8 protein-coding genes and 1 pseudogene are annotated in these 12,140 nt (G+C 71.4%); 2 read left to right on the top strand and 7 right to left on the bottom strand.

All coding sequences use genetic code 11. The features are described 5' to 3' along the window. Positions 1–17 precede the first annotated feature (17 nt). Together ABD329_RS10505 and ABD329_RS10500 are read right to left on the bottom strand one after the other, a co-directional pair. Entirely contained in the window at positions 18–1,211 is a 1,194-nt protein-coding gene (locus tag ABD329_RS10505) for a S1 family peptidase (protein ID WP_198277268.1), read from the bottom strand. Between the two features lie 142 nt (positions 1,212–1,353). Further along, positions 1,354–2,064 (bottom strand): FadR/GntR family transcriptional regulator, encoded by a 711-nt coding sequence (locus tag ABD329_RS10500; protein WP_198277269.1) that lies wholly within the window; start codon positions 2,062–2,064, stop codon positions 1,354–1,356. A 232-nt stretch (positions 2,065–2,296) separates the two neighbouring features. Between ABD329_RS10500 and ABD329_RS10495 the strand changes: the two genes are divergently transcribed. After that, the gene (locus tag ABD329_RS10495; protein ID WP_198277270.1) at positions 2,297–3,568 is read left to right on the top strand and encodes an SLC13 family permease; all 1,272 of its coding nucleotides are present in this window, start codon (positions 2,297–2,299) and stop codon (positions 3,566–3,568) included. Between the two features lie 34 nt (positions 3,569–3,602). Here the strand turns inward: ABD329_RS10495 and ABD329_RS10490 are convergent, their stop codons facing one another. The 3 genes from ABD329_RS10490 to ABD329_RS10480 all read right to left on the bottom strand — a co-directional run bounded on the left by ABD329_RS10490 (position 3,603) and on the right by ABD329_RS10480 (position 7,575). Further along, on the bottom strand, positions 3,603–6,029 hold the full coding sequence (locus ABD329_RS10490; RefSeq protein ID WP_198277271.1) for a glycoside hydrolase family 65 protein: 2,427 nt from the start codon (positions 6,027–6,029) through the stop codon (positions 3,603–3,605). 91 nt (positions 6,030–6,120) lie between these two features. Continuing rightward, positions 6,121–6,576 (bottom strand): lamin tail domain-containing protein, encoded by a 456-nt coding sequence (locus ABD329_RS10485; protein WP_198277272.1) that lies wholly within the window; start codon positions 6,574–6,576, stop codon positions 6,121–6,123. A gap of 255 nt (positions 6,577–6,831) precedes the next feature. Then, a complete protein-coding gene (locus tag ABD329_RS10480) occupies positions 6,832–7,575 on the bottom strand; it encodes an SDR family NAD(P)-dependent oxidoreductase (protein WP_198277273.1) in 744 nt (247 codons plus the stop codon). A gap of 151 nt (positions 7,576–7,726) precedes the next feature. On the opposite strand from ABD329_RS10480, the gene ABD329_RS10475 reads away from it, so the two are divergent. Next, entirely contained in the window at positions 7,727–10,393 is a 2,667-nt protein-coding gene (locus ABD329_RS10475; protein WP_425574310.1) for a PA14 domain-containing protein, read from the top strand. A 57-nt stretch (positions 10,394–10,450) separates the two neighbouring features. On the opposite strand, the gene ABD329_RS10470 is transcribed toward ABD329_RS10475, so the two are convergent. Then, positions 10,451–11,116, bottom strand: coding sequence for a TetR/AcrR family transcriptional regulator (locus tag ABD329_RS10470; protein ID WP_198281336.1), 666 nt, complete (start codon positions 11,114–11,116; stop codon positions 10,451–10,453). 147 nt (positions 11,117–11,263) lie between these two features. After that, a pseudogene (locus ABD329_RS10465) lies at positions 11,264–11,764 on the bottom strand (nuclease/transposase family protein); the annotation flags it as partial. Between the last annotated feature and the right edge of the window lie 376 nt (positions 11,765–12,140).

The following is a 12,140-nucleotide window of genomic DNA, read 5'->3' as shown; positions in this document are numbered from 1 at the left end:
CGTCGCCGTATCGCCCGTCAGGCGGTGTGCAGCCGCAGGTTGTACACCGACAGGATCTCGTTGACCGGCTGGTACCAGGTCTCGCCGCCGCTGGAGCAGTTGCCCCAGCCGCCCGAGGTCACACCCTGGGCCTGGTCGCCGCTGATGAACGAACCGCCGGAGTCGCCGCCCTCGGCGCACACGCTGGTCTTGGTCATCTGGTACACCGCGCCCTGGCTGTAGTTCACGGTCTCGTTCTTGGCCAGGACCGTGCCGCAGTGCCAGTGGGTGGTGGAGCCGGAGCGGCAGATGGAGGCGCCGATCGGGGCCTCGGCGGAGCCGCGGACCAGCTGGTCGGGGACGGTGCCCCAGCCGAGCACCACCGGCACGGTCCACCAGCCGCTGCCGACGCTGACGTAGGCGTAGTCGTTGCCGGGGAAGGAGGAGCCCTGGAAGTTGCCGATGTACGAGCCGTCCCAGCCGCTGACGGAGCCTCCCGCCTGGCCGCAGTGCCCGGCGGTGACGAAGCCGCCCTGGACCGAGAAGCCTATGGAGCAGCGGACGTTGCCGGTGTAGTACGGGTCGCCGCCGACCGTGCCGGCGGCGAAGGTCGTCGGCGCCTGGGCGGGGGCCTTCTCGACGGTGACCGGGACGGAGGCCGAGCGCTTCGCCTCACGGAGGAACGCGCGGACGGCGGTGTCGCCCTCACTCCCCTGCCGGACCCGGACCACGACGGCGCCCGCGCGGGGGTCGGTGCTCCAGCTGCTCACCCCGGCCGGGGCGGCCTGCTTCCGGGCCTTCTCGTCCAGGCGCGCCTTGGCCGCGTCGAGCGCGGCGGCGCTGTGCTCGACGACCCGGGTGGTGGCGCCCGTGGCCCGTACCGACGCGGCCCGTTCGGCGCTGGTGACGCCGACGACCAGCTTTCCGCTGCCCGTGTCGAACCACGAGCCTCCGTAGGAGGCGCCCGCGGCGCGCTTGGCCTTGGGCTCCAGCCTCATGGCGGCGGCCTCCTGGCTCAGCCGGTCCCGCGCCTGGTCCGCGGTCAGGCCGAGGTCCCGGCCGAGCGCGCGGACGAGGGTGGCGGACGGCGCCGACGCGGCGGCGGGCTTCGCCGCGGGGGCGTGGGCGCCGGATGCCGCGGCGGCGGTAGAGAAGGCCCCGCCGGCGCCCGAGAGGGCGCCGAGGACGAGGAGTGCGGACAGTCCGGCACGGACAACGGGCTTCCGTCTCATGGAAGTTCCCCTTCTGCTCAGCAGGTGAGAGCGCTTTCACGTGTCGATCGCGCAGAGCCTAGCGAGCCACCGGGGAAAGTCCAGACCAAAGCCGTGATCGGTCACGGTCGGGCAGGAGGTCGGGCAGGACGCCGCCGCGGGCTCAAGGGGTGTCGTCCGGATTCCAGTTGAGCAGCCGCACCTGGGCGACCGTGCGGACATGGCGGCGCATGGCCGCCGCGGCGGCCTTGGGGCGGCGCTCGGCGATGGCGTCCAGGATGCGCTGGTGCTGGGCGAGCGAGCGCCTGGGGCGGCCGGGCTGGCGCAGCGACTCCTCGCGGCTCTCGGCGATCTGGTCGGCGATGGAGCGCATGAACTCGGCGAGCAGCGGGCTGTGCGCGGCCGCGGTGACGGCGGCGTGGAAGCGGCGGTCGCCCTCGACGCCGTGGCGGTCGGACTCGATCTCGTCCTCCATCCAGTGCAGGGCCTGCTGGAGGGCGATGAGGTCGTCGTCGGTACGGCGCTCGGCGGCGAGTTCGGCCAGCTTGGTCTCCAACGCCTCGCGGGCGTCGAGCACATCGGGCAGCCGGCGGCGGCGCTCCACCAGCCGCTCGACGGGCTCGGTGTCGAGGCTGTCGCGCAGCAGGCACATCCCGCCGCCCTGGCGCACCTCGACGAGCCCCTGCACCTCGAGGACGACGATGGCCTGCTTGACGGAGGCGCGGCTGATGCCGAGGCGCTGGGCCAGCTCGCGCTCGGTGGGCAGCCGGTCACCCGCTTTCAGACCGCCCTCCTCGACGTAGGCGCGCAGCCTCTCCAGCACCTGCTCGTACAGGCGCTGACGGTTCATCGGGCGCAGCGCGTCCTCGGCCATACGGGCTCCCCCCATCGCGGTTTGTGATGGACCCGATTCGCAGCGTAGCACCGGGTGGCCGGGCGGTGTGGTGGTTGTGCCGCCCTGTGGATAACTGGCCAATTGGCTGAGCCAATCTGCCACCGATGTCTTGACGGCCGAACCGCCCGGCCCTCAACGTGAGTCAGCCAGCAGGCCACTTGGCCCGACCGTCCCCGGTGCGCCGACCGGGTCCCCGTGACGGGAGCGCTCGATGTCCGACGAATTGATCTCGATACTCGTGCTGGTGGTGGTCTTCGTCATCGCCACCACCCGGTCGATCAACATGGGCGCCCTGTCCTTCGCCGCCGCCTTCGGCGTGGGCGAGCTGGTCGCCGACTTCAGCGCGGACCACATCTTCGCCGGGTTCCCGGGCGATCTGTTCGTGGTGCTGGTGGGGGTGACGTATCTGTTCGCCCTCGCCCGGGCCAATGGCACCACGGACTGGCTGGTGCACGCCTCGATCCGGCTGGTGGGCGGGCGGGTCGCGCTGATCCCGTGGGTGATGTTCGCGATCAGCGGGGCGCTGACCGCGATCGGGGCGGTGAGCCCTGCGGCGGTGGCGATCGTCGCCCCGCTCGCGCTCTCCTTCGCCGCGCGGTACCGGATCAGCCCGCTGCTGATGGGCGCCATGGTGGTGCACGGCTCCCAGGGCGGCGGCTTCTCCCCCATCAGCATCTACGGATCGATCGTCAACGGCATCGTGGACCGGGAGAAGCTCCCCGGCAACGAGATCACGCTGTTCCTCACGAGCCTGGTGGTCAACCTGATCATCGCCGCCGTCGTCTTCGTCGTCTGCGGCGGGCTGAAGCTCCCCAGGACCGCCGTCGCCACCGCCGGGGAGGAGCGGGAGGACGGGGCGGAGGCACCGGCCGCCGCGGAGGGCCGTCTCACCCCGGCCCGTATCGCCACGCTGGCCGCCCTGGTGGCGCTGGTGGTCGCGGTGCTCGCCTTCGACCTGGACGCCGGGCTCACCTCGATCAGCCTCGCCGTGGCCCTGAGCGTCTTCTGGCCGGACCACGGCAAGAAGGCGGTGAACGAGGTCACCTGGCCCACCGTGCTGCTGATCTGCGGTGTGCTCACCTACGTCGGGGTGCTGGACGAGATGGGCACCATCGACTACGCGGGCAAGGCGGTCAGCGACATCGGGATTCCGCTGCTCGCCGCCCTGTTGCTGTGCTACATCGGCGCGATCGTCTCCGCCTTCGCCTCCTCGGTGGGCATCATGGGCGCGCTGATCCCGCTCGCCGTTCCCTTCCTCGCCCAGGGCGACATCGGCGCGGTGGGGATGATCGCGGCCCTCGCGGTGTCGGCGACCGTCGTCGACGTCAGCCCGTTCTCGACCAACGGGGCGCTGGTACTGGCCAACGCGCCGGATGTGGACCGGGACCGGTTCTTCCGGCAGCTGATGATCTACGGCGGGATCATGGTGGTCGCGGTGCCCCCGGTCGTCTGGCTGGCGATGGTGGTCCCCGGCCTCGGCTGAATCGGCGCCCCATCGGCCGGCCAGGAGGGCGAGTTCAGCCCGGTGGCAGCGGCACCCAGTGGGACTCGCCCGGGGCCACGGTCAGCGAACGGTCGGCGAGCCGCACCTCGATCGGGCGCTCCTCGGAGTCCGGCACGCTGATCCACAGCCGCCCGGCCCGCACCCGCAGCGCGACGCCCCAGTGGCCGCGGTAGCGCATCGAGAACCGGTACTCCGACAACCCTGAGAGACCGGACGGCCCGGGCAACGGCACCGGGTCCAGCCACAGGGCGTCCTCGCGGGTCTCGAGACCGGTCAGCCCGCGCTGCACCAGATCGAGGGTGCCGCCCATGGCCCCGAGGTGGATGCCCTCGCCGGTGGTGCCGCCCTGGACATCGGCCACATCGCCGAGCAGCGCCTCCTGGCAGTGCCGCCACGCCTCGGCCCGGCGCGCCCGCACCAGCACCCAGCCGTGCACCAGCTCGCTGAGGGTCGAGCCGTGGCTGGTCCGGGACAGGTAGTACTCCACCGTGGCCCGCCAGATGTCGTCGTCCAGTGCGTAGCCGAGCCGCCGGAAGAGGCCGGACAGCTCGGCGGGGCCGAAGAGATAGCCGAGCATCAGCGCGTCGGCCTGCTTGGAGACCTGGTAGCGATTGACGGAGTCGCCCTCGGACTCCAGGATCCGGTCCATCCGGCGGATGTCGTCGTAGCGGGCGCGGTAGCCGTCCCAGTCGAGCTCGGCCAGCTCCCCGTAGCCGTCGAACTGGCTGATGACGCCCTGGTGGAAGGGGACCAGCAGCCGCCGTGAGACGTCCTCCCAGCGCTCCGGCTCCGCGCGGTCCAGGCCCACCCGCTCGAACAGCGCGCGGCGGCGCGGCTCGGGCAGGGTGCGGGCCAGCTCCAGGGCCCGGTCGAGCACCCAGGCGGCGGTGACGTTGGTGTACGCGTTGTCGTCGATCCCGGGGCGGTCGGCGCCGGGGTAGCCGTCGTGGTACTCATCGGGCCCGACCACCCCGCGGACGCGGTACCGCCCCAGCTCCGGATCGAGAACCGCCGTGTCCGCCCAGAAGCGGGCGATCTGCAACAGCATCTCCGCGCCCTTGGTGTGCAGGAATTCGGTGTCGCCACTGGCCTGGCAGTACTGCCACACGTTGTACGCCACCGCCGAGCCCACATGGTGCTGCAACCGGGAGTTGTCCGGCAGCCAGCGGCCGGAGCGCGGGTTCAGATGCAGGCTCTGGGTCTCCTCGCGCCCGTCGCTGCCGCTCTGCCACGGGTACATCGCCCCGGCCCGTCCGGCGTCCGCGGCGGCGCGGCACGCCTGGGGCAGCCGCCGGTGGCGGTAGTGCAGCAGGGCCCGGGACACCTCGGGGAAGTGGAGGTTCAGATACGGCAGTACGAACAGCTCGTCCCAGAAGACATGTCCGCGGTACGCCTCGCCGTGCAGGCCCCGGGCGGGGACACCCACGTCCAGCTCCGCGGTGTGCGGGGAGAGCGTCTGGAGGATGTGGAACAGGTGCAGCCGCAGGATGTGGCCCGGCTCGCCGGAGACCTCCAACGCCGCCTCGCGCCACAGCTGTTCCCATGCGGTGCGGTGGGAGACGAGCAGCTTTCCGAACTCCGGCGCCCGGGCCACCCCGTCGAGGGCGGCCTGGGCCGGATCGCTGGTCGCGGGGTCCCTTGAGGTGTAGAGCGCCACGGTCTTCTCGACGGTGACGGGGGCGTCCGGCGCGAGCGGCACGGCCAGGGTGCGCAGCGCGGCGCTGTGGGTCAGCCGCTGCCCGGTGCCGATGGGCGTCCCGCCGCGCACGGCCAGGGTCCGCGCGGCCATGGCCACGCGCACCTCGGAGCCGGTGGTGCGGCAGCTCAGCCATACGGTGTCGGGGCCCGCGGCGCCGGTGCGGTGGTCCGTGAGATGGCGGCCGGCCAGCGCGTCGTAGCGGGCCACGCCGGTGTTGGCCACGGCACCGTCGAGCCCCGACTCCAGCTCGACGGTGCCGGACCAGCCCTCGGCCCGGAAGGTGGTGCGCAGGGCCGCCAGATGCGGCTCCCCCATGTGGACGAGGCGCTGCTGCTCGACGTGGAGCACCCGGCCGTGGCCGCAGGCGAACCGCAGCCGCCGCAGGAGGGTGCCGTGCCGGAGGTCGAGGATCTGCCGGTAGCCGGTGAGCTCGTCCCCGTCGGGAGTGAGCCAGCCGCCGGGGTTCGCGGACCGGTCCGGGTCGCGGACGCGGTAGCGCAGCGGCAGCCAGTTCGGCAGGTTGACCATGTCCTCGTTCTCGACCCGGCGCCCGCCGACCACCGAGGTCAGCCGGTTGTAGCAGCCCGCCACATAGGTGCCGGGGTAGTGGGTGTCATCGGCGGCGGTCTCGGGGGCCGCGCCCCGGGTGGCGGCATAGCCGTTGCCGAGCGTGCACAGCGACTCCCGCAACCGCTCCTCGCCGGGCTCGTAGCCCTCGTACTCCCACACCCAGTCCGACACGGCCGCTCACCGGCTCTCCTCCTCGACACCCCCATTGTGGTCCGGGCCGGAGGACTTCACCGGCTGCGCCGCGCCCCCGCGCGGCGCGCGCTCAGCAGTTCGTGTAGTCGACCCGGCTGTTGTTGTACGAGCAGGTGTCGACCGTGGAGCCGCCAGTCTTGCGGAGGGTGGCCTTGTCGCGGTCGTTGTTCCAGACGTACGCCCGGCGGTCCTGGTACTTGGTGGCCGAGGTGTCGGAGCCGGAGCCGGTCCGGACGGTCACGGTCTTGCCCGCGCCGAGGGTGTAGCCGGGAAAGGTGTACTTGTGGTTGCTCGAGTCGACGAGCACCCAGCCCTTGAGGCTGACCCCGCGCGAGGTGGAGTTCTTGATCTGGACGTACTCGCCGTTGAGGCTGGGGTTGCTCCGGTTGTCCGTGCCGGGCGAGTCGTAGTAGATCTTGGAAAGGTGTACGGAGCCCGCGGCCCCGGCGGGTGTGGCCGGGTACAGCAGGGCGATCGCGCAGCCGGCGGCGAGCGCCGCGCCGACGCGGGCGGTGTGTGCGGACATGAGTCCCCCCTTGCGTTGGTGCGTGGTGAAGCAGTGGTAACGCAGGACGGACGGGCGGCCGCGCCCGAAGATGGTTTGGAGTCAGCGAGCTGACTCCTTCGGTGCGGCCGTCCGTCCGTCTTCCCCCCACCTGTGTGGAGGACCAGAGTGGACCATGGCCGGATCGCGGCGGCAGGGCTGCGCGGCCCTTGCTCCAGGGCCGTACGGCCCTAGCGCGGATCCGGTTCCCCGCCCCCTGTCCAGGGTGAGACCGGGTCAGCGGCCGTACTGCGCCCCGCCGTTGATGTGCAGCACCTGGCCGGTGACGTACGCGGCCTCCGGGGAGGCCAGATAGCGGATGGCGGCCGCGATCTCGACGGGGGTCCCGGGCTGTCCGGTGAGCGTCTGCCCGATCTGCTGGGCGATGAACTCGGGCGTGCCGCGCTCGCCGAAGAACTCGGTGTCCTCGACATAGCCGGGGGCCACCGCGTTGGCGGTGACGCCCTCCGGGCCGAGCCGCCTGGCCAGCTCGAAGGTATAGGTGTGCAGTGCGGCCTTGGTGCCGCCGTACGATCCGGGGCCGCGCAGCGCCGCGACCGAGGAGAGGTGGACGATCCGGCCGCCGGGCCGGGTGAGGTGGGGCAGCAGCGCCTCGGTGAGCAGCACGGCGGTCAGCACGTTGGCCTCGAAGTTCCGCTGGTACTGGCCGGCGATGCCCTCGAGGGTGCCGTCGTTGGAGGGCGCGACATTGCCGCCGGCGTTGGTGACGACGACATCGACCCCACCGTCCGCGGTGATGAACTCGGCGGCGCGCCGGGTCTGCTCCGGGTCGCTGAGGTCCGCGCTGGTCCAGGTGACCAGGTCGGCGCCGTGAGCGGCGTTCAGCTTGTCCGCCGCGGCGCGCAGCACCTCGGCGCGGCGGCCGAGGATGACCACCCGGTCGCCCTCGGCGGCGAAGGTCGCCGCGGTCGCCAGTCCGATGCCCGTACCGCCGCCCGACACCACGATCCGTCGTCCCATCACGGGCCTCCTCAGTACAGCTTGTTGAATATTGATCACATCTATGAACAAGCACGCTAGGAAGAAAGCGCATTCCCGTCAAGGCTCAGTAGCCAACAGCCAGGCTGTTGCCTTGCGTTCACTATTGACAGGTTCTGTTGGAGATGGCGCAATGGCGGCGCCCCACTTGTCCCAGCAGCAGCCACAAAAGCTGTTCCAGCAAGGAGGACATGTGCGTTTTCGTTCATCTTTCGCCAGATCCGTGGTCGCGACCGTGACCCTGGCGCTTGGCGCGCTCGGTCTGCTGACCGCCCCCGGTCCGGCCGCGGCCGACACCCCCTCCGGCGACCCCTCGGTCGTCCACGGCCTCCGCGGCGACTACTACCTCCAGTCCGCCCCGGGGGCCTTCGACTTCCACGAGCTGAAGGCCACCAGCCTCGACCCCGCCCTCGACTTCGGCAATCTGGAGCCGCGGCTACAGGCCACCACCGGACGGTCCGACGACGTCAGCGTCCGCTGGACCGGCCAGATCACACCGGAGCGCTCCGGTGCGCACACCTTCTCGATCACCGCCGACAACGGCTTCCGGCTGTGGATCGACGGCAAACCGGTCATCGACCACTGGGTGGACGACTGGGACAAGGAGCAGACCTCGCAGCCCGTCGAGCTCACCGCGGGCAAGGCGTACGACATCAAGGTCGAGTACTTCGAGCACTACGGCGGCTCCAACTTCCACCTGGCCTGGACCCCGCCGGGCGCGGCCAAGGCGCCCGTGCCCGCGTCCGCCTTCCGGCTGCCCGCCGACTTCGACTACGACGGCCCGGTGGCCAGCGCCGTCCAGCCCGACGGCCGGACGCTGCTGCTGGACTTCGCGGGGCCCCTGACCGCTCCCCCGGCCGATCTGACGTCGCATCTGTCCGCCGTCATCGGCGGCGCGGCCTGGCCGCTCGGGCGCGCCCGGCTGGACCCGGCCGACCCGTCCCGGCTGCTGCTCTCGCTGAAGGAGCCGGTGGTCGGCCACGGCGGCGAGGCCGTCGTGGCTTACGACGGCGAGGGCGGCCTCGAGGACGACGACGGCGCCATCGACCCGTATGTCTCCTTCGGCGGCAACAAGTCGACGTACCAGCTGAGCACGGTCTGGGCCAAGGACGTCGGCCCGGACAACGCCCACCCCGAGTACCCGCGCCCCCAGCTGACCCGCGATCAGTGGCGCAACCTCAACGGCAGCTGGGAGTTCGCCGCCGCGAAGGAGGGCCAGAAGCCCCCGGTCGGGCAGAAGCTCAAGGAGCGCGTCCTGGTGCCGTACCCGGTGGAGTCCAAGCTCTCCGGTGTGGAGCGCCATGAGGACCGCATGTGGTACCGGCGGACCTTCACCGTCCCGGCCGACTGGAAGGTCGGCGACGGCAAGCGGTTGCGGCTGAACTTCGACGCCGTCGACTGGCAGGCCGAGGTGTACGTGAACGGCACCCGGGTGGCCGACCACCGCGGCGGCTACGACCGGTTCAGCGCCGATGTGACCGACGCCCTGCGGCCCGGCCGCACCCAGGAGCTGATCGTCGGCGTCTACGACCCGACGGACGCGGCCGACGGCGAGAACCCGCCGATGGGCAAGCAGCGCCTCGATCCCAGCGGCATCTTCTACACCCCCTCCTCCGGGATCTGGCAGACCGTCTGGATGGAGCCGGTCGCCACCGACCACGTGGACACCCTCAAGCTCACCCCGGACGTCCCCGGCAAGGCCCTCACCGCCGAGGTCCGCGGGGTGCGGGACGGCGTGCCGGTCACCGCGACCGCCTACGACGGACGGCGCGTGGTCGGCACCGCCACCGGGCGCACCGGGAAGCCGCTGACCGTCCCCGTGCCCTCCCCGCATCTGTGGTCCCCCGACGATCCGCATCTGTACCAGCTGAAGGTGACGGTCGGGCGGGGCGCCAAGGCGGACCGGGTGGAGAGCTACTTCGGCATGCGGAGCATCGCCGTCAAGGAGGTGGACGGCAAGCAGCGCACCGTGCTCAACGGAAAGCCGATCTTCTCCATGGCCACCCTGGACCAGGGGTTCTGGCCCGACGGACTGCACACCGCGCCGACCGACGAGGCCCTCGCGTACGACCTCAAGATGCACAAGAGCATGGGCTTCAACTCGGTGCGCAAGCACATCAAGGTCGAGCCCGACCGCTGGTACTACTGGGCCGACCGGCTGGGCCTGCTGGTGTGGCAGGACATGCCCGCCATGAACACGGTCACCCCGTCCGAGAAGGCGCAGGCGCAGTACGAGCACGAGATGAAGCGGATGATCGACCAGCACATCAGCAGTCCGTCGATCGTCATCTGGGTGACCTTCAACGAGGGCTGGGGCCAGTACGGCGGCCCGAAGGTGCCGGCGCTCGCGAAGGGCTGGGACCCCAGCCGGCTCATCAACGGCGCCAGCGGCTGGAACGACACCGGCAACGGCGACCTCGCCGACATCCACGCCTATCCCGGCCCGGGCGATCCACGTCCGGACGCCGCACGGGCGGGGGTCACCGGCGAGTACGGCGGTCTTGGCCTGGCCATTCCGGGGCATGCCTGGCCCGTACAGCACACCTATGTCGGCGTCGACAAGGACAAGTACACCGACGAGTATCTGAAGCTGCTGGACAAGGTGCGCGGGCTGGTGGCGTGCAACGGCAGCAGCGGGGCCGTCTACACCCAGATCACGGATGTGGAGGGCGAGCTCAACGGGCTGCTCACCTATGACCGCAAGGAGATCAAGCCCGATGTGAAGCGGCTGCGCCAGGCCCATCAGGCGCTGATCCGCGACGCGGCGGACCCGGCGTCCATGGAGTGCGCCACCGGCTAGCCACACGGCTCGGCGCGTGGTGGTGACCCGTTCCGGGGTGCGCGTCCCCGGGGCGGGTCATTCCGCCGCCAGCGCCTGGACGGCGGCCACCGTACGGTCCACCACCACGTCGTACAGCCTGCTGTACGCCTGCGGCAGCCGCGCCAGCAGCGGGGCCACCGCCTCCCGCTCGTCCGGGGGGTAGAGGGCCAGCGCCTCGCTCAGGGCGTCCAGCTTGCGGGCGGAGACCGGGCCGCGGTGGGTCTCGTAAACCGCGTGGCCGATGACGGTGGAGCCGATGAGGGCCACGGCCAGCGCGAGATCGTCCTCGGTCAGCTTCAGGGGGCGCAGCATCCGGGTCATGGTCACCAGGGACGAGATCCGGGCGGGCTGCTGGGTGGCGGCCATATAGGGGAGCAGCTGGCGGTAGGGCAGCAGATAGTCGCGGCTGTTGTGCATCCAGGCGCGCAGCCGCTCCTGCCAGGTCTCCCCCGGCGGGTCCTGGTGCTGGGCCTCGGCCAGGACGCGGTCGGCCACGGCCTGGAGGAGGTCGTCGCGGTCGGGGAAGTAGCGGTAGAGCGCCATGGGGGCGGAGCCGACCGCCTCGGCGACCCTCTTGACGGTCAGCGCGGTCTCCGGCTCGCGGACCGCGAGCTCCGCGGCGCTGCGGACGATCTGCTCGCGCGACAGACGGGGCGGGCGCCCACGCCCCCTGCGGACGGTCCCCTCCGCGGTCCCGGCCATCCGGTGTCCTTTCCCTCGCCCCCGTCGTACCAGGCCCCAAGGCTACGCAAGGCCGCTCGGGCGCCGCTCGTGGCGGTCCGAGGCATGGGACGCCATCCCACGCCGTGCCGGGATGACGACCCGTCCGGCCCGTCCGGACCCCCGGGGCTTGGTTCTCGCTCCGCACGATGCGCACTCCATGGTCGTTTGCGCGGGGTGCACCAAGTGCACGATGCGCCCGTGCTTGCGTGCCATCCCCACGAGCGCCTTCTTGGTGGCGCCGATCGCGGCATCGGCCACCTTCCGCGCCATGGTTGTCCCGGCCAGGAACTTCGGCCGGAAGTCCTCCACCATCCGCTGGTAGCGGGCAAGCCGCTGCGCAGCCTTGCGCCCGTATCCGGGGTGTGGAAGGTCGTGTGCGTCGGAGGTGGTGGTCGCTATCTCCTTCACGCCCCAGTCCACCCCGAGCACACGCCCGGTCGCGGGTAGGGGTTCCCGCTGTGCCGGGACGACGAACGAGGCGTACCAGTGCCCGAGCGTGTCCTGGTACACGCGCACACTGGACGGCTCGGCCGGAAGGTGCCGCGACCACACCACGGTCAACACGATGTCCCCGGCCAGGTGCAGGCGCCCGCCCTTGAGACGGAAGCCACGACGGGTGTAGTTCAAGTGCTACGCCGGGCCTGCGTCAGCATCCTGTCGAGCTGGGCCGGACCGCTACGTTGACGACCACTCCCTAGTCCGGCAGACCTACTCGAACGAGTGACCATCCAAGCCGCTACGGATCGGCGAACACCCCAACTCCGTGACCCCGCAGCCCCTGGAGATCGCCCTCAGCTCTCCCCTGGCAGACGCCGGACCGCCCGGCGCCGATCCGGCTTCTCCTGCCCCGCTACACGGCTCACCGAGGCGCCGCCGAATCCCAGCGGCAAGATCCTCGAGCGTGAACTGCGGGAGATCTACCGCGACATGGCCGAGGAGCCGCCGGACGACCGGGGCGCCCATATTTGACGTACCAGTTACACAAAATTGTGCGACACTGCTG

The sequence above is a fragment of the Streptomyces javensis genome (assembly GCF_039525925.1).
Taxonomy (GTDB): domain Bacteria; phylum Actinomycetota; class Actinomycetes; order Streptomycetales; family Streptomycetaceae; genus Streptomyces; species Streptomyces asiaticus.
The sequence above is the reverse complement of the archived record's forward strand: the minus strand, read 5'-3'. Positions and strand labels throughout refer to the sequence as shown.